The organism is Pseudomonas sp. 14P_5.3_Bac1, from assembly GCF_025466135.1.
Lineage (GTDB): Bacteria > Pseudomonadota > Gammaproteobacteria > Pseudomonadales > Pseudomonadaceae > Aquipseudomonas.
Window position 1 is genome coordinate 40,199 of the sequence record NZ_JANLOF010000032.1, and the last position, 20,406, is coordinate 60,604.

General features: G+C 62.8%; 19 protein-coding genes. 1 reads left to right on the forward strand and 18 read right to left on the reverse strand.

Going from position 1 to position 20,406, the window contains the following annotated elements:
• The first annotated feature begins 15 nt into the window (after window positions 1-15).
• Entirely contained in the window at window positions 16-930 is a 915-nt protein-coding gene (locus NTD89_RS07730) for a LysR substrate-binding domain-containing protein (RefSeq protein ID WP_242199842.1), read from the forward strand.
• Window positions 931-1,032: 102 nt separating this feature from the next.
• Here the strand turns inward: NTD89_RS07730 and madM are convergent, their stop codons facing one another.
• The 18 genes from madM to pilH form a co-directional block, all read right to left on the reverse strand.
• Complete coding sequence (gene madM / locus NTD89_RS07735; RefSeq protein ID WP_145157686.1) at window positions 1,033-1,797, reverse strand: malonate transporter subunit MadM; 765 nt, start codon at window positions 1,795-1,797, stop codon at window positions 1,033-1,035.
• 1 nt (window position 1,798) lies between these two features.
• Window positions 1,799-2,203 carry a malonate transporter subunit MadL gene (madL, locus tag NTD89_RS07740; RefSeq protein ID WP_106575654.1) on the reverse strand — a complete coding sequence of 135 codons (405 nt, stop codon included), beginning with the start codon at window positions 2,201-2,203 and terminating at the stop codon, window positions 1,799-1,801.
• A gap of 67 nt (window positions 2,204-2,270) precedes the next feature.
• A complete protein-coding gene (gene mdcH, locus NTD89_RS07745) occupies window positions 2,271-3,170 on the reverse strand; it encodes a malonate decarboxylase subunit epsilon (protein WP_262206963.1) in 900 nt (299 codons plus the stop codon).
• On the reverse strand, window positions 3,167-3,763 hold the full coding sequence (locus NTD89_RS07750) for a malonate decarboxylase holo-ACP synthase (RefSeq protein ID WP_262206965.1): 597 nt from the start codon (window positions 3,761-3,763) through the stop codon (window positions 3,167-3,169). The genes mdcH and NTD89_RS07750 overlap by 4 nt, the downstream gene beginning before the upstream one ends.
• Window positions 3,757-4,527 carry a biotin-independent malonate decarboxylase subunit gamma gene (mdcE, locus tag NTD89_RS07755; protein WP_262206967.1) on the reverse strand — a complete coding sequence of 257 codons (771 nt, stop codon included), beginning with the start codon at window positions 4,525-4,527 and terminating at the stop codon, window positions 3,757-3,759. Before mdcE ends, NTD89_RS07750 begins: the two co-directional genes overlap by 7 nt.
• Window positions 4,524-5,366: a biotin-independent malonate decarboxylase subunit beta gene (locus NTD89_RS07760; RefSeq protein WP_242199832.1), complete on the reverse strand. Its 843-nt coding sequence runs from the start codon at window positions 5,364-5,366 to the stop codon at window positions 4,524-4,526. The genes mdcE and NTD89_RS07760 overlap by 4 nt, the downstream gene beginning before the upstream one ends.
• Window positions 5,359-5,658 carry a malonate decarboxylase subunit delta gene (locus NTD89_RS07765; RefSeq protein WP_056857713.1) on the reverse strand — a complete coding sequence of 100 codons (300 nt, stop codon included), beginning with the start codon at window positions 5,656-5,658 and terminating at the stop codon, window positions 5,359-5,361. Before NTD89_RS07765 ends, NTD89_RS07760 begins: the two co-directional genes overlap by 8 nt.
• On the reverse strand, window positions 5,658-6,491 hold the full coding sequence (locus tag NTD89_RS07770) for a triphosphoribosyl-dephospho-CoA synthase (RefSeq protein ID WP_262206971.1): 834 nt from the start codon (window positions 6,489-6,491) through the stop codon (window positions 5,658-5,660). The genes NTD89_RS07765 and NTD89_RS07770 overlap by 1 nt, the downstream gene beginning before the upstream one ends.
• Entirely contained in the window at window positions 6,492-8,162 is a 1,671-nt protein-coding gene (gene mdcA / locus NTD89_RS07775) for a malonate decarboxylase subunit alpha (RefSeq protein WP_145157701.1), read from the reverse strand.
• 260 nt (window positions 8,163-8,422) lie between these two features.
• On the reverse strand, window positions 8,423-8,857 hold the full coding sequence (locus tag NTD89_RS07780) for a hypothetical protein (protein WP_262206973.1): 435 nt from the start codon (window positions 8,855-8,857) through the stop codon (window positions 8,423-8,425).
• Entirely contained in the window at window positions 8,820-9,449 is a 630-nt protein-coding gene (locus NTD89_RS07785) for a nucleotidyltransferase domain-containing protein (RefSeq protein WP_145157706.1), read from the reverse strand. The genes NTD89_RS07780 and NTD89_RS07785 overlap by 38 nt, the downstream gene beginning before the upstream one ends.
• Before the next feature lie 265 nt (window positions 9,450-9,714).
• Complete coding sequence (locus NTD89_RS07790; protein WP_262206976.1) at window positions 9,715-9,954, reverse strand: DUF6124 family protein; 240 nt, start codon at window positions 9,952-9,954, stop codon at window positions 9,715-9,717.
• 330 nt (window positions 9,955-10,284) lie between these two features.
• Window positions 10,285-10,680: a hypothetical protein gene (locus tag NTD89_RS07795; protein WP_262206978.1), complete on the reverse strand. Its 396-nt coding sequence runs from the start codon at window positions 10,678-10,680 to the stop codon at window positions 10,285-10,287.
• Window positions 10,681-10,987: 307 nt separating this feature from the next.
• Entirely contained in the window at window positions 10,988-11,443 is a 456-nt protein-coding gene (locus NTD89_RS07800) for a chemotaxis protein CheW (protein WP_053258465.1), read from the reverse strand.
• A complete protein-coding gene (locus tag NTD89_RS07805; protein ID WP_262206981.1) occupies window positions 11,436-17,252 on the reverse strand; it encodes an Hpt domain-containing protein in 5,817 nt (1,938 codons plus the stop codon). Before NTD89_RS07805 ends, NTD89_RS07800 begins: the two co-directional genes overlap by 8 nt.
• Window positions 17,253-17,429: 177 nt before the next feature.
• Entirely contained in the window at window positions 17,430-19,481 is a 2,052-nt protein-coding gene (locus tag NTD89_RS07810) for a methyl-accepting chemotaxis protein (protein ID WP_145157715.1), read from the reverse strand.
• Window positions 19,478-20,002 carry a chemotaxis protein CheW gene (locus NTD89_RS07815; RefSeq protein WP_119737459.1) on the reverse strand — a complete coding sequence of 175 codons (525 nt, stop codon included), beginning with the start codon at window positions 20,000-20,002 and terminating at the stop codon, window positions 19,478-19,480. The genes NTD89_RS07810 and NTD89_RS07815 overlap by 4 nt, the downstream gene beginning before the upstream one ends.
• 12 nt (window positions 20,003-20,014) lie before the next feature.
• Window positions 20,015-20,380 (reverse strand): twitching motility response regulator PilH, encoded by a 366-nt coding sequence (gene pilH, locus NTD89_RS07820; protein ID WP_014720320.1) that lies wholly within the window; start codon window positions 20,378-20,380, stop codon window positions 20,015-20,017.
• Between the last annotated feature and the right edge of the window lie 26 nt (window positions 20,381-20,406).

Here is a 20,406-nt window from a genome sequence, read left to right on the forward strand (position 1 = left end):
CTAAGAGCCACGGCCATGCTGATCGACGAAGAATTCACCCTCAAGAAGCTCGAGATCTTCCTGGCGTTCATGCGCACCGGCAACCTGGCCCGCGCCGCCGCCGAGTTGCAAACCAGCAACGTCAGCGTGCACCGCGCCATCCACTCGCTGGAAAACGCGCTGCGCTGCCCGCTGTTCAAACACGAAGGGCGCAACCTCACCCCGCTGGAAAGCGCGTACGTGCTGGAAGAGCGCGCGCAAAAGCTGGTGGCCGACGTGGTGGACAGCGTGCGCCTGACCCGCGAAGCCGCGGGTTTCTCGGCTGAGCGTTTCAAGCTCGGCTCGCTGTATTCGCTGACGGTCAAAACCGTACCGCAGCTGATCATGGGCCTGAAAATCAGGCGCAGCGAACTCAATATCGACCTGATCCTGGGCTCCAACTTCGACCTGCTCTACAAGCTCAAGAACATGGAAGTGGACGCGATCCTGATCTCCCTCGACGAACGCGCCAACGACCCGGACTGCGAACAGATCGCGCTGTTCACCGACGACATCTTCCTCGCCACCCCGGCCGACTCACCCTTGGATCGCGAGCAGGAAATCGACCTGGCCGATGTGCGCGACGCGACCTTCATCACCCTCACCCAAGGCTTCGCCACGCATCAGGATGGCAACCGGGTGTTCAATCAGGCGGGGTTTGAGCCGAAGGTGGCGATGCAGGTCAATGACATCTTCACGCTGTTGAGCATGGTCAGTTCGGGCGTGGGTTATGCGCTGCTGCCGGGGCGGATTGCGGCGGTGTATGAGAACCGCGTGAAACTGATACCGCTGCAACCCAGGTATCGGTTGCAGCAGCACATTGGCGTGGTGTTTTTAAAGGCCAAGGAGCGCGACCCGAATTTGCTGGCGTTGCTGGCAGAGTGTCGGATGTATGCCAACCGGCAGCCTTGAGACCGCCATCGCAGGCAAGCCAGCTCCCACAGTTGACTGTATTCACACATCAAAATGTGGGAGCGGGCTTGCCCGCGATGAGGCCCTCAAAACCAACAGCAATTAGCCGACTAAACCGCGCACGATGAAGTACAGCAACGACGGCCCAAGCAAACACCCAAGCCCGGTATGGAAAGTGGCAGTCAGCGCGCCATACGGCACCAACCGCCGATCTGTCGCCGCCAGCCCCGCCGTCACCCCACTCACCGTGCCGGCCAGCCCACCAAATACCATCGCCGAGCGCGGGTTATCCAGGCCCATCCAGCGCGCCGCCACGGGCGTGCCGACCATCACCAGAATCGCCTTGATCAGCCCTGTCGCAATCGACAACGCCATCACATCCGAGGTCGCGCCAATCGCCGCACCGGTCACAGGGCCAACGATGTAAGTCACGGCGCCCGCGCCGATGGTGGTCATGCTGATCGCATCGCGATACCCAAACGCCCAGGCCATGCTCGCGCCAACGATAAACGGAAGGATGGTGCCGAGCAGCAACGCAATCACACCGATCAGCCCGGCCTTGCGCGCCTCGGTGGCCTGCACTTCAAACGCGGTGGCAACAATGGCGAAATCGCGCAGCATCGCGCCGCCCATCAAGCCGATGCCGGAGAACAGCGCCATGTCCGCCAGGCCTTTTTGCCCGCCGGTGAGTGTGCCGCCGACCCAGGCCAACACCAGCCCGATCACGATGGCAATCGCCGAGCCATGAATGCGCCCGAACGTCAGGCGCTTGGACAGCACCACGGAAACCCACATCACCACACCGACGAAGGCAAACGCGGTGACCAGGCTGTTATTTTCCAAACCTTTTTCAATCAGAGGCCACATATCAGCGACCTCCCGCAGCAGCGATCAGCGGCTCTTCGGCGGGCAGGGGTTCACCCTTGTGCGTGCGGCTGATCAAGGCAATGGTGCAACCGCAGACCACCACCGAACCGATGGCGGCCAGCACAGCGACCGGGCCGCCGTGCAGCGCGGTCACCACGTTTTGTTGCGCGGCCATCGCCACCACCACCGGAATGTACATGGCGCCCCAAAAGCCCACGCCCATTTCGCAGTCTTTGGTCATGCCACCGTGTTTTTGCATCCACAAGCGTGCGCAGATCAACAGGATCATGGCGATCCCGACGCCGCCCACATTGGATTTGACGCCCAGCAACACACCGAGCATGTCGCCAAGGATCACTCCCGCCAACATGCAGATCGCCAGCAAAGCCACACCATAAATAATCATCGTTGTTGTCCTCAAAGTGCTTCATCGAAATTGTTGTTTTTGTGCTTCGAAAGCCTTGGGTGGAGCTTTATCGGTGGCGGCGTTCCTCCTCTTGCAGCAGGGCCTGCAGGGTGTCCAGGCGCGCGCCTTCGCAGGCAATCACCGTGCCCTGCTCAAACACGCGGCGTGACAGGCCAGTGAGCACCGCGCCCGGCGGCAGTTCGATTTGCAGGCGCACACCACGCTCGTAGGCGCTTTGCACGGTGCCGCGCCAATCGACGATGCGGCACATGTTGAAGGCCAGGTCGTCGCGCAGTTGCTCGGGGTTGTGAATCGGCCGCGCGCGGGTGCTGCTCAGGTAGGTAATGCGCGGCGCCTTGAGCGTGACGAATGCTTGCGCCAGCGCCTGGGCAGGCGCCTCCAGCAGCGCGCAATGCGACGGCACGCTGACCGCCAGGCGCTTGGCGACGCCGTTGCCCTTGATGCGCGCTGCGACGAGCTTCATCGCCGCATCGCTGCCAGCAATCACGGTTTGGTTATCGGCGTTGATGTTGGCCAAATACACCGGCGTTTGCGGGCTGTGTATTTCGCTCAGTATGTTTTCGACTGTGGATAACTCAGGGCCGATCAGCGCGGTCATCCCAAAGCCTTGTGGATAAGCGTTTTGCATCAGCTCGCCGCGCAGGCTGACCAGTTTTACCGCGTCGGCAAACGCCAGGGCGCCCGCGATAACTGCCGCCGGGTAGGCGCCGATGGACAGGCCCGCCACGTAATCCGGCGTGTGTTGCAGCTGACGGGCATGGGCCACGCCGACAATCAGCAGGCACAGTTGAACAGCGCGCGTACTCGCCAAGGCTTGCGCCGAATCGAGCAGGCGAACGTCTTCACCCAAGGCGTCACTGGCCTCATCCAGAACGTCGGCCGCCAGCGCGCGGAGCATGCCCGTACGCTGGGCGCCCTGCCCCGGAAACACCAGAAGGCTGCTCATGCCACCGCCTGCCACGGGTCAACCACCAAGTGCGCGCCGCTGACGGTTTTCAGCAGTACTCGGCGCGAGCCTCCCGCCCACTCGCGCAAGGCGACGGCGCCAAACGGGGTTTGCAGTTGCAGGTCCACGGCACACGGCGCCGTGTCCAATATCGCGAGCAGGTCCTCGGCATCACCGCGCTCCAAACGCTGGGGCGTGCGCAGGATCAAATCCAGGTCGCTCTGCGCATGCAGTGCTTCAACTCCACTGGCCAACTCAAAACCCGCGCTGCCCGTGACGCCCCACGTCTCCTGCGCTAACACTGGCCGCAGTAGATCGAGCGCGCGCAACGCCGGTAAATCCCGTGGTGAGGTCGCACCGCGCAGCGCCTCGGGCACTACTCGCCGTTGCACCGCCGCGACAGGCATCACGGCCGCAAACCGCTGCTCACGCAAACGCCCGCGCACGCCGACGGCCACCTGGCCCGGCTCGGCGATGGCGCGGCGCACCACCACCGGATGGCCGGCGTTGATAGCCTCCAACACCCAAGCCGGCGCGTCGGCGGGCAGATGCGCCGGGGCCATGCCCCAGAGCAAATCGTGAGCGTTCACCATTGCTCCCGCAGCAGTTGGCGTACGTGGCTGGAAGCGGCACGGTGGGTGGCGCCCAGGCGTCCTTTTAAATCGGGGCCCGCGACATCGTCGATGGCGTGCAGCAGGCAATCACTGACGCGCACCACATCGTCTGCCGTGGGGTGTTCAATCTGGCTGACCGACAGCGTCTCCCAGAGCAAACCAAGGCTGGCATAACTGTCGATGTCGTAGGCCATCGGCGGCACGCTGGCGGCCAGGGCTTCCAGCTCCTCGACACTGCGCAGGGTCACCCGCGCCGCCGACGCCTTGCCCATCGCATGCACCATTACGCCGGGATCGCGCAGAGCAATCAGGCGGTTGGCCTGGTAGCCGTGGGCGAGGAACGCGCCGGACATGGCCTTGCCCACCAGCAGCGCGATCACCGGGTGCCCGGCCAACCGAGCGCGGGCGTAGCTGTCGGCGGCGGCGGCCAGGGCTTGATGGATGCCGAGGGCTTCTTCGCGACGGCCATAGGCTTGGCTGGGCACATCGACGATGGCGATGATCGGGCGCTTGTCGCCACGGGCGATGGCATCGTCCACGGCTTTGGCCAGGCCCCAGCCTTCGAGCAGGCCGACTTCGCCATTGCGCGCCCGCGGGAAACAGTTGTGCGCGTCGGTGACCACGGCGATGAAGCGCACGGCTTGCTCACCCAGTACGCCGTCGGCGACTTTCAGCGAGGCCGGCAAACCGTCCACAGGTGTGGCGCCGGCACTCAATGCGTTGAACCACTGCAGGCCTCTCATGAGCGATCTCCTTGGTACAGGTCGCGCACCGTCGCCGCGTCGATTTGCGGCGTGGCGTCCAGCTCGGTCAGGCGCGTCAGGTAGAAATCGGCCTGACGGCTGCGCGGGTGTTCGGGCATACCTTGTTGCAACAGCGCGGTAACCGTCTGTTGGATCTGCGCCACATCGTCCGCCACGTAACGGTCAGCCAGGCCGCTGTTGAAGCGTTGCTCGCCGCCGGTGAGGCTCCAGATAAACGGGCGGTCGCGGGAGTCGTATTCTTCCAGGCCTGCCTCCTGCTCGATCACTTGCGGGCCATTCAGGCCCAGGCGTGCTTCGCGAGTGACCACAAGGTAGCTGCACAGCCCAGCGGCGATGGACATGCCGCCAAAGCAACCGACACTGCCGGCCACCACGCCGATCACCGGCTGGTACTGGCGCAGGTCGACAATCGCCGCATGGATATCGGCAATCGCCGCCAGGCCGAGGTTGGCTTCCTGCAAGCGCACGCCGCCGGTTTCCAGCAACAGCACCGCGCCGGTCGGGATGCCCTTGCGGTTGTCTTCAGCCGCCAATTCCAGCGCACCGGCAATTTTTGCACCGCCGACTTCACCGAGGCTGCCGCCCTGGAAGTTGCCTTCGATAGCGGCCACCACTACCGGCTTTCCGGCGATGCTGCCTTTGGCGATCACCACGCCGTCATCGGCCTGGGGCACCACGCCTTGGCGGCTGAGCCAGGGCGACATCACGCGTTGGAAGGGGTCGATCAGTTCGCGATACGTGCCGGCGTCGAGCAAGGCCTTGGCCCGCTGCCGTGCCCCCAATTCAACGAAGCTGTGTTTGCTGAGCAAGTCAGTCATGGCCGATCTCCTCGAAGCCTTGCTCCAGGCGCAAACGCACCACGCCGGGCGTGGCGCCGAAGTCGTGGATATCGATCTTCAACGCTGGCGGCGTGTGCTCCTGGAAGATCCGCTCGAACAGATGCTGCCAGCGTTGTTCGGCGCCATTCACCGAGGTCTGCACTTGGATGGTCAGCGTGCCGGGCGTGCCCGGTTCCAGCAGCACTTCCAGGTCACCGGAGCCGACGCAACCCACCAGCGCACGGCCTTTGGGCGGCTGCCCGGCGGGGAATTCAAAGGATAAGGTTTCCATCAAAACGCTCCGTCGAGGCGGTCGATAAACAGGCAGGCGGCCAACAGGTCGGCGGCGCCGCCGGGGGAGGCATTCAGGGCCAGCAATTGGTCGTCCAGTTCGTGCAATTGGCGGCGACCGGCGAGGGTCGCGCTGCCGCCTGCGTCCAGTACCGCTTGGGCGCCGCGTTGCATGGCGTGCAGGCCTTCGGTGCCGGCGCGGTAGAGCACGCAGGTGTCGGCCAGGTCGGTCATGATGGCGAGCAAGGCATCCAGGCGTGCGTTCTGCTCACCCGCGTTTTGCTGGCGGCTTTTGTGCAGTTGCGGCAGGCCGCGTTGCGTCACGGACGGGAAGCCCAGTTGTGCTTCTTCACGGGCGCCGCGCGCGCCGTAGCGTTGAGCAACCTGAGCGCCGTGGCTCAGCGGCTGCGGGGCGTAGCGGTCGTTGAGCAGGGCCAACTTGGCCGCCGTCAGCGTGACGCTGCGTGGCTCCAGCGCCGCAGCAGCAGTGAGCAAACCGAGCGCCCAGATCGCGCCGCGATGGGTGTTCACGCCGTTGGTGGTGGTGAGCATCGCTTGCTCGCCTTCGCGGCCAATCTGCCCGAGGGCTTCGCGCAAGGGCAAACCGACTTCACCGAATTCAAGCGCGGCTTCCGCCATCTCCTTGAACATCGGCCACAGCGACAGCGCCGAAGCGTGCATCAGGCCCAGGTGCAAATCGCTATGGGCACCGTTACCGCGGCGGTCCACCAAGGCCGGTTTGGGCGACAGGTCCGCCTCATCGATCAGCGCGTCGACGGCCATGTCTGCCAGGCGATCAGCCAGGCTCAGTTCATGCAGTTTGAGCGCGCGCATTTACCAGCTCCTGAATTTGGCGGGCGGGTTGTACAAGCCACCGGACCACTCCACCAGGTCGGCCACGCTCTTGGCGGCCAACAGCTCGCGGGTGGCGTCTGTGCGGCGAATGCCGAGGTCTTCGGGCAACGCGATCAAGCCTTCGCGGCGCATGCGCGCGGTGTCTTTGGGGTTGTGGCGCAGGCCGATGGCGGTGACGCCAGCGACGGCGGCGATCATCGCCTGGCGCTCTTCCAGCGAGCGCGCCTTGTACAGGTAGGCGATGCCTTCTTCGGTGAGCAGGTGGGTGACGTCGTCGCCGTAGATCATGATCGGCGCCAGCGGCATGCCGCTTTTGCGCGCCACTTCGACGGCGTCGAGGGTCTCGACGAAAGTGGGTTTGCCGCCTTCCTGGAAGGTTTCGACCATTTGTACGACCAACTTTTTGCCACGCTCAAGCAAGGCTTGCGGCGCGTCATCGTGGCGCATGTCCAGCCACGCCGGGGTGCCATGGCGACGGCCGCGCGGGTCGTGGCCCATGTTCGGCGCGCCGCCAAAACCGGCGAGGCGGCCACGGGTCACGGTGGAGGAATGCCCGTCGCCATCCACTTGCAGGGTAGCGCCGATAAACAGGTCCACGGCGTATTGGCCGGCGAGCTGGCAGAACATCCGGTTGGAGCGCATCGAGCCGTCGCGGCCGGTGAAGAACACATCAGGCCGCGCGGCGATGTAGTTTTCCATGCCCAGTTCGGTGCCAAAGCAATGCACGCTCTCCACCCAGCCGCTTTCGATGGCAGGGATCAAGGTTGGGTGCGGGTTGAGGGTCCAGTTGCGGCAGATTTTGCCTTTAAGGCCGAGGGATTCGCCGTAAGTCGGCAGGATCAATTCGATGGCGGCGGTGTTGAACCCAATGCCGTGGTTGAGCGACTGCACATTGTGTTTTTCGTAGATGCCACGGATCGCCATCATCGCCATCAGCACATGCACCGGCTTGATATGGCGCGGGTCGCGGGTGAACAGCGGCTCGATGTAGAACGGCTTGTCGGCCACCACCACAAAATCCACCCAGCTCGCGGGAATATCGACGCGGGGCAAATCGGTGACGTCATCCACCAACTGGTTGACCTGCACGATGACGATGCCATCGCTGAACGCGGCAGGCTCGATCAGCGCCGGGGTGTCTTCGGTGCTGGCGCCGGTGTAAATGTTACCGGCGCGGTCGGCCATGAAACCGGCCGAGAGCACGACGTTGGGGATCAGGTCCACCACCAGCCGCGCGTAGAGTTCGATGTAGGTGTGGATCGCGCCGATTTCCAGCAGGCCGTCTTCCAGCAGCTGGCTGATGCGCAGGGATTGGGTGCCGGCGAAAGAGAAATCGAGCTTGCGGGCGATGCCCTTTTCAAACAGGTCCAAGTGCTCGGAACGGCCAACACTTGGCATGATCATGTGCAAATCGTGGAGCTTGGCCGGGTCGGCCTTGGCCAGGGAGCGCGAGAGGAAGTCGGCCTGCTTCTGGTTGTTGCCCTCCAGCACCACGCGGTCGCCAGGGAGGATCAGCGCTTCCAGGGCCTCGACGATTCTGTCACTGGGCAACACCGCCCCGTCTGCGTATTTTTTGACCAGCCCGAGGCGCCGCTGCTTCTCGTCGCGCCGCCGCGTCCAGCGCGAGTCGGGGGTGATGGTTGTTGTCATGGTCGCTCCACGGGGTTTGCTGTCGTGGGCTGTACCTTAGGAGTGAACGTGGGGGGTATCAATCAAGCCCAACGGCGGATCGTTACGGTTGGAGTAACGGATCGTCAGCAATCGCGGACTCAAGCCGAACAAAGATTAAAAATGGGGGAGCTGGCTTGCCTGCGATTGCGGACTGTCAGTCGACATATCTGCAGCTGATCTACCGCTATCGCAGGCAAGCCAGCTCCCACATTTGATTGGCGGTGTTGCGAAGAATCACGTCATTGCCACTGACGCACAGCCAACACATCTTCCACTCTATTCAGCAGAGACATCGCGCCATCTATCAACTGCCCAAGCAACGCCTCATCCTCATCCATATACCCTTCATATTCCGCCAGGTTTCGGCGCTCATGACATAACGCCAGTAACCTCACCTGCACCCTGCTCACGTCGGCGGAGTGAATCAGACATTGAAAGACCAGATAGCGTTTGTCAGAACGATACCCTTGCAGGCGCAAGGCCGTGAGCGCGATGGCGTGGGCGGCGTTGTAGGCCAAGTCGAAACGACTGGCGAACGATAGCTGTGGGTTACCCGCATCCCTTAACCGATCCCGCGCCGAGCGCATCAGCCCGTCACACTCCTTGCGATCCGGCGGCTCAGCCTTCAAGCCACCGCTACGTTGCAGATTTTCCAGATTTGCCTTGCTGTCCATCCATGGATTCCAGGGGGTTGCCCCCGATCAGATTGATCTTGTCCTGCTGCACGACCCGCTGCACAAAACTGTTCCCGGCATTCCATTTGCCGATCCAGTCTTCAAGGGTGTAAAGCGTCGGATTGATGGTGCGGCCCAGTTGCTCTTCCAGCGGTATGAGCTGCTCCATGACTTCACTGTAGTTGAGGCTTTGGCCGATCAGCATCAGATCTATGTCACTGGATGAGTGCGCCTCACCCTTGGCGATGGAGCCGTAGATAAAGGCCCAGGTTATCTGCTCGGCGAACGGTGCCAATGCATTGCGCAGGGGTTCATCCAGGCTCAGGGTCTTGCGCACGATGGCCAACAACTCCGAGTAAATCGGGCATTGGGGGTTGGCCTTGTAGTGGGTCTGATTGCCTTGGCGCGTCATGCTCAAGATACCCGCCAACTGCAAACGCTCCAGCTCGCGGGTAAGGCTGCCTTTGCCTACCTGGGCCCAGCGCGCGATTTCATTGGTGAAAAAACTCTGATCGGGCTTGCCGAAAAGCAGGCCCAGCACTTTCTGCTGAGTGTTGGTGAAGAGTGCAGTGCTGAGCGGCAAGGTTTGCATGGCAGCGGCCAAAGAGTCCCAAAAAGGGAACGATAGGTCCCTTTTTGGGAACGATCAAGTTTTAGGGGGATGGGATATTGGAAATGATCAATCAGCAAATACTGGATTTGGGCCGAATGAAGATCGAAAGGTGGGAGCTGGCTTGCCTGCGATAGCGGTGGGTCAGCTATCAAGATGTCGACTGACACGCCGCCATCGCTGGCAAGCCAGCTCCCACATTTGTTCGGTGGTGTCTGTTAAAAATCGGTCCCTGTTTGGGACCGCTTCAACCTACCGGCGCAGGGCTGACGTGTTCCAGCGCTCTATCAACCAGTAACTGACTCAACTCGGCCATTTGCTGAATGCCGAGCATGATTGCGCGCTGGGAGGTGTCCAGGTTGAAGGCCAGATTGCAGGTCATGGCGTTTAGCGAGGACAGTGTTTCGCTGGCGTTGACCAGTAAGGTCTCAGTGTTCTGGTGGGGGTTAACGGTGAAAAGGGGCGGATTAGGCGTAGGTTTAGCCATGATTTACAGCTCCGATATGTGATGGAGGCTGCCCTTATCCGCTTGCACGCGAAATAGGGTGGCAGCCGTGCGCAGGTGTGCAAGACCGGGCATATCGGACCCCGGCAGACTCCAAGGAATCTCCCGCGCACAGCCGCCATAACAAATACAGCAGGCATAAAAAACGCCCGTTGAATGGCTATGGGCGTTGGTGCGCCGACATGTAACCGGACTTGCACGTCCGTGTCACCGTTTTTTTCGATGACGGAGCGAAGACTAGCCTCCATGACTACCCACAACAAGTTCACGCACAGCCCGAAATCTTGCGGGAAAAATCCGAAGACTGGCCCATCACAAAGCCATCATCACCTTGACCGTTCCAAGGCCCTCCAGCGCATAGCTGTGGTACTCATACACCTCTCCCTGAATGATCAGATGCAGCGCGCCGCCTTCATCACTTACTTGAACATCGGGCTCTTTGGTTTTTAGAAAGGGACGTGCAGACACTAATGTGGTGAGTATTTCCTGATCACTCCCCAAGTCCTCATGGACGTAGTACCGGTAGGAAAATCCTACGGTCGCACCGCCCTGGCCGTCTCGCGCACCATAGATCGAAGTGCCGTTACCCAAGGAATGCTTCAACACCACTTCATCCAGAACCGGTGTTCCCGGCGACAGGATCCAACCGCCCCCGATATAGATCAGGCAGACCACAAGCAGGCAATTACGCAGAAACGGTACGGCCATTTTCGGATCCTTGCTGGCGGTGATGGAGTGCAGAAACTAGCCACTCCACTCAAACCTGAAAACCCGCTAATCCAAATGCAGAACTCGCCTACAGCAACTCCATCCCATTCCGACATGTGAGCGGTTAATCCGCATCATGAGCAGATCGAAATGGCGAAAAGGTACGATCATCATCTTGGGCCGAACACAATTCAGTGTGGGAGCTGGCTTGCCTGCGATAGCGGTGGGTCAGTTGTTGATGCAGTGACTGACAGGCCGCCATCGCAGGCAAGCCAGCTCCCACATTGGATCTTCACAAGGCTTATGGTCAGGCCAGGCCGGATTCGACCAACAAGGCTTCAAGCCCCATAAGGTCAGGCACCTTCGCCACATGTTCCCCCACTTGCACCGCTGCCAGTTCCAGCGGGCACAGCGGCACGTCCACGTAACTCAGTTGGCTATCCAGCTTGTACGAACGCGGAATGCCCTGAATCACCATCGCAATAAACTTCAACGTCGGCCGCCCGCCCAGCGCGTTCAGCACCACAATCCGCGAGCGCTCGCCGGTCACGCTGGCCTCGCCGCACACGGCTTCAAAGCTGATCAACGGCAACTGCCGGTCGCGCCATGTGACTTGCCGCAGGTACCACGGCGGTGCATCGCTGGCCGGTTCGCCGCGCTGGAAGTCGATCAGTTCGGCGATGGCGACGTTGGGCAGCACCAGGTGGCGGTCGGCCAGGGGCAGCAGCAGGCCGGTGAGTTGGCTGGTGCGGTGGTCAAGCATGGGACTTGCTCCAGTAGGCGATGCTTTCCAGCAGCACCGACTCTTGGTACGGCTTGCCGAGGTAGTCGTTGACGCCGATGGCCATGGCGCGGTCGCGGTGTTTTTGGCCGGTGCGCGAGGTGATCATGATGATCGGCAGGCGCATCAAGCGTGGGTCGTTGCGCACCTGGATCGCCACTTCGAAGCCGTCCATGCGCGGCATTTCGATGTCGAGCAGCATCAGGTCCGGGGTGTGTTCTTCGAGCAACGCGATGGCGTCGATGCCGTCTTTGGCGGTGAGCACGTTCATGCCGTTGCGCTCCAGCAGGCGGCTGGTGACTTTGCGCACGGTGACCGAGTCGTCCACCACCAGCACCAGCAGCGGGCGCTTTTTCAGCGGGTCGTTGAGGATCAGCGGCGCGTCCACCGACTGGGCCGGCAACGCCGGTTGGCGGGCGCGGATGTGCGCCAGCAAGTCGATAATCAGCACCACGCGACCATCGCCCAGAATGGTCGCCCCGGACAAACCCTGCACGCCGGCAAACTGTGGCCCCAGGCCCTTGACCACGATCTCGCGCGTACCGGCCATTGCGTCCACGTGCACTGCCACGCGCCGCTCGTTGCACTGCACCAGCAGCACCGGCACAGGCTGGTATTGGCCGAGCAGTCTGGGCCGGGCGACGGTGTGCAGCAGGTCGCCCAAATAGAACAATTCATAACGCTGGCCGGCGTATTCGTAACGCGGCGGATCTTGCTGATAGTGCCCGGCCAGCTCGTGGGGCAACACGCGCACCAGGCCTTCAATGGTGTTGAGCGGGATCGCATATTGGTCGTCCGCGCATTGCACCATCAGCGCGCGATTGACCGACACGGTAAACGGCAGGCGAATGCGAAAGTGCACGCCCGCGCCCGGCGTCGAGTCGATGAACATCGAGCCACCGAGCTGGCGCACTTCTTCGTGCACCACGTCCATGCCCACGCCGCGCCCGGAAATCTGGGTGATTTTTTCGGCGGTGGAAAAGCCCGGCTGCAGGATGAACTGCAACACGTCGCGGTCGCTCATGTCTTGATCAGGCGCGAGCAGGCCGCGCTTGATCGCCTTGCGCCGCACCGCGTCCAGGGGCACACCGGCACCGTCGTCGCGCATGTCGAAGACGATGTCGCCGCCTTCGTGGGTCAGGTCCAGGCTGATCCGGCCCTTCTCGGGTTTACCGGCCAACACGCGCGCCTCGCGGGACTCCAGGCCATGGTCGACGGCATTGCGCAGCATATGTTCCAGCGGCGCCACCATGCGCTCCAGCACGTTGCGGTCCATCTCGCCTTCGGCATTGCCGACAACGAATTCAACGTCCTTGCCCAACTCTTCCGCCACCTGGCGCACGATGCGTTTGAGGCGCGGCAGCATGCGTTCAAACGGCACCATGCGCGTGCGCATCAGGCCTTCCTGCAGCTCGGTGTTGATGCGTGCCTGTTGCTGCAACAGGTTGTGTGCATCCCCGTTGCGACGGTCGAGGGTTTCCTTGAGGTCCAGCAGGTCGGAGGCCGATTCGGACAGTGCGCGCGACAACTGCTGCAGCTGCGAATGACGGTCCATTTCCAGCGGATCGAATTCTTCATAGCCCAGGCGCTCGGCCTCGGCCTGCTGACGACTGAGAATGCGGCCCTGGGTTTCGGTGTCGAGGCGGCGCAGTTGGTCACGCATGCGCTCGATCGTGGTTTCGACTTCGTTGAGCGCGATACGCGCGTCGTTGACCTGCTGCTCGATACGGCCACGGAAGATTGAGGTTTCACCGGCCAGGTTGACCAGATCATCAAGCAAGTCAGCGGAAATTTTCACCATGTCGGCGCCGGGGTCCACCGCCGCTTCGGCCTTGCCGGCCGGCAAGGCTACGGGCGCCAGCGGCTCATCACCGGGGTGCACCAGGCTTCTGATGCGCTTGATGAGTTTATCCACCGACCCCACCGGCAAACCGCCCGCCACCGCGTCGATCATCTGCGCCAGGCGGTCATGGCAGCCTTGCAGCAACGCGAACAATTCCGGCGACGGCGCAAGCAAACCGGCAGACAGGCCTTCGTAGAGAAACTCCAGCTCATGGGCCAAATCGCCAATCGGCCCGATTTCGACCATGCGCGCGCCGCCCTTGAGGGTGTGCAAGTCGCGCAGCAAGGTTTCCACCTCCTGGCGATTGCTCGGCTCGGCCTGCCAGCGCAGCAACGCGCTGCTTGAACTGTCGAGAATATCGGCGGCTTCTTCGAGGAAGATATCCAGCAACTCGGGATCAGCCGCTGCGGTTTCAGGTTCTGTGGGCGTGTTGGCGGGCGCGTTGTTCTGACGCAACGCGCGCAACTGCGCGATCAAGTCACTGGAGTCGCTCAGGGGTTGGTGGTCTTGCAATTGATCGAGCTGCAAGGCCAGCCGCTCATGACTGGCCATCAATACTTGGGACAGTTCGGTCGAGTAGCTGTAGCGGCGGTCCACCAGACCTTCGTACAGGCATTCCAACTCATGGGCGAGGTCGCCAATCGGGCCGATTTCGGCCATGCGCGCGCCGCCCTTGAGGGTGTGCAGGTCCCGCTGCAACGACGACAACGGCGCCGCGCTGTCCGGTTCCAGCAGCCAGCGTTTCAGCGACTGCCCGGCGCTGTCGAGGATGTCCACTGCCTCTTCCAGGAAAATCTCGACGATCTCGTCGTCCATCGCCGTGTCCTGGCCCAATCGGGCCGTGGCGGCGCCCAGTTCGGAGATGCTTGGGGCGCGCCCGCCGTCGCTTTTGATCAGGCCGGTGGCGGACGGGTCGAGGGCTTCGTCCAGCAGGTCGCGCAGGGCGTCTACCCGCGCCGGGGCCGGGCTGATTTCCTGGCCGGCCGCCAGTTGGTCGAGCATGTTGATCAGCGCTTCATGGGCCTGTTCGGCCTCATGGAAAAACCGTTCGCTGACCGCCAGGCTGCTCTCTTCCACAGCGCCATAGAGGTCGAGCAAGGCTTCGCAGAGTTCGTCGATGGCGTGCAGGTCGGCGATGTGTGCGCCCTCGCCCAGGGTGGTCAACTCGTCCAGCAGCGCGGTCAGTTCCTGGCGTTCGCCGGGGTGTTGCTGCCAGCGGCGCAGCAGGCTTTCGGCATCCAGCAGGATGTCCATGCCCTGGGCCAGGAAGTTGCTGATCAGCTGCGCGTCGCGCTTGATGCGCAGCCCGGTGTTGGGCGCGTCGAGCAAGGCTTGCAGCTGCTGGTCGAGCAGGCTTTGCGTGCGGCTGATCAACTCTGCCGCGCCCTTGATCGGCACCAGCGGATCACTGTCCAGCTGACGCAACCCGCGCTGGAACAGGCCTTCGGCTTCCAGCAGCAGTTCCACTTCATCCAGGTCCAGCGGCAGACGGTGCGCCTTGTATTCGCGGGTCAGGTGATCAAGCGGTCGTGCCAGTTCGGCCATCGGCAACACGCCGGCCATGTAGGCGCTGCCCTTGAGGGTGTGCAGGGCACGTTGCAGTTCATCGCTGACTTGCAGCGGCATATGCTCGGCGGCCTGTTGCAGAAAGTGGTTGAGGCTTTCCAGGTGGCTCTGGGCTTCGTTGCGAAAGATCTCCAGCAACATCGGGTCATGGGGCTCTGCGGCCGGTTGAGTGCCGCTGGCCAAGGCGTGGGCACGGGCCGCCAGGGCGTCGACTTCATCGCGCTGGCGTTGGTCGTCGGCCGCAAAGTCGGCGATCAGCTCCGGCAGCAGGGCCACGGCCTCATCCAGCACCTGTTGCACGTCAGCGTCGAGCGCCACGCTGCGTTCGAGCACCCGGTTAAGCAGGTTTTCCACGGCCCAGGCCAGCTCGGCCAATACCAGGGCGCGGACCATCCGGCCGCTGCCTTTGAGCGTGTGGAAGGCACGCCGCATCTCGCTTTGGGCGGTTTTGTCGGCGCTGTTGGGCAAGTAGCGGTGCAGCACTTCAAGGACTTCATCGGTTTCTTCGAGGAAGACTTCGCGCAGTTCATCGTCGACAGGTTCTTCGCCAACGGGCGGCGGCAAGAGGCTGCCCGGACGGTGCAGGGCAGGCGGATTCAGGCGTGACGTGGGGTTGGCCAACGCATCGAATTGGGACTGGCTCGGTGCGATCTCTGTCGACAGGGCGCCATCCGGCGCGGCCAGGGCCTGGCGCCAAGGCTTTTCGACCGGCAGATAGCCGAGTGCAGCCAGGCCTTGGGTGGCCAGCTCCAGCACGCGTTCGCCGGCGGCGTCGGGGTCCTGGAGCATGCGTTCCAGGTAGTATTCCAGGCTGCTGACCACGTCGGCGAAATGCGCCAGCTGCGCCTCGGGCGGTGGCGCAGCGCCGGTCATCAACTGTTCATCGACATAATCGGTGCAACCACGCATCAGGCTCGCCGCACGCGGCAGCGGAATCATCGCCAACGCGCCGCGCACCTGGCTGAGCAGCTCGGGCAGTGACTCCAGGCGCTGGCGGTCCCAATCGGCCTCAAGGCAATCGATCACCAGCTCTTTGGCCTGGCGCAGGCATTGGCAGGATTCGCGGATCACCAATTGATGAATCTGGGTCAGGTCGGTGGTGGGCAGGCGGCTTTCTTCGCGGCTCTCCGGCTCGACGGTGCCGGCCATGCCCGCCAGCGTGGCCTCGACGTAGAGCAAGGCGCCGGCAACATCCATCAACACCGCGTCATTGGGCTCGCGCTGGCCCTGCACCAGGCTCAGCACCACCGCCAGTTGATCGATGATGACCTTACGCGGCTGGCCGAAACCCAGCACCGCCAAGGTGTCGGCGATCTGGCGCAGTGGCGCCAGCAAGGCATCGAGGTCGTTGGTGTGTTGGCGGTCGCTGCGCACGAACAGGTCGAGGCGCTCCTTGACCCGCACCAGTTCCTCGCACAAGGCGCCGAGCACCGAGCCCATGGCATTGCGGTCCGGTCCGGCCAAACGCGCACGCTCGGCATCGACCACGGCGCTGTCGGGCAAGGCTTCATCCAGCCCGTAGCGTTCCTTGAGACTTTGCATGCGCGGCGTCGGCCGGGTGACCTTGGCCACGTAGAACAGCAAGCTTTTTAGCAGTTCATCCGGCGCGGGCTGGTTGATGCCGCCGATGCCCTGGACCAGCAGACGCTTGAGTTGCTTGTCGCTGGCCTTGAGCAGGCTGCGCAGCGCCGGGCTGTTGGCGATCACGCCGGTGAGCATGCCCTCGACCAGCGCCGAGGTGACTTGCCACAACGGCAGCAATGGCGCGCCCTGGCACAACGCTTCGAGGCGCGCGAACACCCGCGCCATGTCTTCCAGGTTGCTGGGGCCGTGGTCCTCGCGCAACAGACCGGCCAGGGCCTGTTGCAGCAGTTGATGCCACTGGCGCAGTTGCTCGTGAAGGTCCGGCAGTGCGCGTTGGGCCAAGGCCTCGTCGGGCAACGGCGCAATCGACAGCAGTTGCGGGCTGAACAGGCTGGTCTCCGACAGCAGGCTTTCACCGCGCGCACTGCGCAGGTCGTTGAGCAGCGGCAACACCACCAGCGGCAGGTCGCGGCGGGCGCTGTGCACGCGGTCGAGGTACAGCGGCAGTTGGCCGAGGGCCTGTTGCAGCAGGCGGATGCTTTCATCGCGCTGGCTGACGCGCTCGGCTTGCAGGGCCAGGGCCAGCGCTTCGATCTCTTCGGCCAGCAGCGCTGCGCCGTAGAACTCGACCATCTGCAGCGCGCCATGCACTTGGTGGATACCGGCCAGGCACTCGGCAATGGCGTCGCTGTCGCGGGTTTCGACAAACGCGTCCAGCGCCGAACGGGCCTGTTTCAGGGTTTCGGCAATGTCGCCCTTGACCCATTCGAGGGCCACGTAGTCGTGCCGATCAACCATAACTGCTCCGCTTAGAATTCGTGAATTGCGTGTGTTGCCAAGAACAATGGAGATCCACTGTGGGAGCTGGCTTGCCTGCGATCGCGGTGGGTCAGCTGCAGATGGATCAACTGACAGTCCGCTATCGCAGGCAAGCCAGCTCCCACAGTTGGACTGGGGTGTTGTCTAGCGTGCATTTCAATCGTCTACCTGTTTTGGCGGTGGCAGGGTGAAACCCGACACCGACCGGCGCAACTGGCTGGCCATCTTCGCCAGGTTGCCGATGCTCTCCGCCGTGGCGGTCGAGCCCGATGACGTCTGCGTGGTGATCTGCTGGATCACGTTCATCGTCAGGGAAATCTGCCCCGCCGACGAGGTCTGTTGCTGCGCCGCGTTGGAAATACTCTGGATCAACGCCGCCAGGGTTTTCGACACGCCTTCGATCTCTTCCAGCGCCACCCCGGCGTCTTGCGCCAGCCGCGCGCCACGCACCACTTCGGTGGTGGTCTGTTCCATGGAAATAACCGCTTCATTGGTGTCGGTCTGGATCGCCCGCACCAGGGTTTCAATTTGGCGTGTGGCGGCGGATGAGCGCTCGGCCAACCGCTGCACTTCGTCGGCCACCACGGCAAACCCGCGCCCGGCGTCACCGGCCATGCTCGCCTGGATCGCGGCGTTGAGGGCAAGGATGTTGGTCTGGTCGGCAATGTCGTCGATCAGGCTGACGATGTCGCCAATCTCCTGGGACGACTCGCCCAGGCGTTTGATGCGCTTGGCGGTGTCCTGGATCTGCTCGCGAATGTTGTCCATGCCGTGAATGGTGTTGTGCACCACCTCATTGCCCTTGTTGGCAATTTCCACCGAGCGCTCCGCCACCGCCGAAGACTCGGCGGCGTTGGCCGACACCTGGTCGATGGATTGGGCCATCTGATTGATCGCGGTAGAGGCCTCGGCGATTTGCTGGGCCTGATGCTCCGAGGCCTGGGCCAGGTGCATGGCGGTGGCCTGAGTTTCCTGCACCGCACCGGCCACTTGCCCCGCCGTGAGGTTGATGGTCGCCACCAGATCGCGCAGTTGGTCCACCGAATAATTGATGGAGTCGGCGATGGTGCCGGTGAAGTCTTCGGTGACCGAGGCGGTCACGGTCAGGTCACCATCGGCCAGGTCCTCGATTTCATCGAGCAGGCGCATGATCGCATTCTGGTTGCGCTCGTTTTTCTCGGCGGTTTCATGCAGCTGGCGGTTGGTCTCACGCACCATGACCAAGCCAATCAGGATGATCGAGGTTAGCGCCAGCAAGCCCAATACGTAGCCGCCGATGGTGTCAAAGCTGCGCCCGCTGGCGAGGTTTTCAAACCCGGTGGCCAGGTGCGAGGCTTCATCGAGCAGGGTTTGCGACAGGTTGAAAATATTGCTCGCCGAGGCGCGTACCTGGAACAGCTGCGGCGAGGTTTCGAGGATTTCATCCACGGAGCCGGAGACAAACTCAAACAGCTCGGCGATTTCCGCCAACCGCGCGCGGGCGTCGTGGTCTTCAACCTGAGCAATGCGCAGGCCGGCGTTGCCCTGGAGCATGCCGTTAAGCACTTGGCCAAAACGGTTGGCGTCGCGGCCAAAAGCATCGGCGGCCTGCACCGAGGTTTCGTCGCCGGCCAGCACGGTGTTGACTGCGCCGAGGATGCGTTCGGCCAGCAATGATTGGCGCTGGGCCAACACCACCTGGCTGGCCGGGGCGCCGCGTTGCAGCAAAATGTCGACGACCTTTTCCGATTCCATCTGCAATTGCGGCACAGTTTCGGCAAGCGTCGCGGCCACTTGGTGCAACGACAACACGGTCTGTTCGCTGGCGAGAATCGCGTCGGTGTTTTTCAGCAGTGCTTCCCAATCGGTCTGCACCGCGCGCATTTCGGCGCGTACCGCGTTGGGTGCAGCCGGCAGGCCGGTCTCGGTATCGCCTTTTTTCAGATAGCCCCAGCGCTGGGCGAAGTCGTTGCGTGCATCGCCCAGCAGCTTGAACGCGGCCGCCTTGCCGGCGGCGGCTTCCGTGGCGTTCTTGGCAATGCGCTGGGACAGCACGCGCAGCTCACCGGCGTGGCCGATGTACTGCTTGTCGTACGTGGACTGGGTATTGAGGTACGCGAAGTTGGCGAACAACAGCATGATGAACACGATCAGCGCGATAAACAGCACGATGATCTGCGAACGGCTGCGCGATGCGGCTTGCGGTTTGGGCGTGGTAGCGGTGGTCATGCGGCAACATCCATGAAGCCTGGGGCCTGAGCCAAAGCGAAGGGGCTGAAGACCTGCCACAGCTGGTCACTGTCGAACTGGCCCTGGATAAACGGCGCGGTGGGCGCGGTGCTCGCCAACAGTGCGTCTTGTGCGAAATGCTGCATGCCCACCACCTCGTCCACCAGCAGCCCGACAAACAAGTCGTTGAATTCCACCACCAGCACTCGCCGTTGCTTGCGGGCCCTGGACAGCCCGAGGTCGAGGAACCCGCCCAGGTCCATCACCGGCAGCAAACGCCCGCGCAGGTTGGCCACGCCTTTGACCCAGGGCTTGACCCCGGGCATCAAGGTGCAGCGCGGTTCATGCAACACCTCGGCGACTTCGCCCATCGGCGCCACGTACCAATACGGCCCCAGGCGAAAACCGATCCCGCTCCAACGTTGCAGGCGGGTTTCCTGGGACGGCAGGTCGGCGGCCAGCAGGCGGCAGCGGCGGTCGATGTCCAGCAGCAGCTCGAAGGCGGTTTGTGACTCGGTCATGATGGCGTGCCGTCAGCCGGCCAACACCTTGTTCAGGGTGGCGATCAGGGTTTCTTCGTCCACGGGTTTGGTCAGGTAATCCTTGGCGCCCTGGCGTGCGCCCCAGATTTTGTCGGTTTCCTGATCCTTGGTGGTGATGATGATGATCGGGATGCCGTTGGTTTCCGGCTCTTTGGACAGCTGGCGGGTAGCCTGGAAGCCATTGAGGCCCGGCATCACGATGTCCATCAGTACGGCGTCGGGCTTTTCCTGACGGGCCAGGGCCACGCCGTCTGCGCCGTTTTCGGCTTTGAGGACCTGGTGGCCGTGCTTTTCCAGCATGCCGGTCAGTTTGTACATTTCGGTCGGCGAATCGTCGACGATCAGAACACGTGCCATGGTTTTCCCCACTACATTGGTGGACG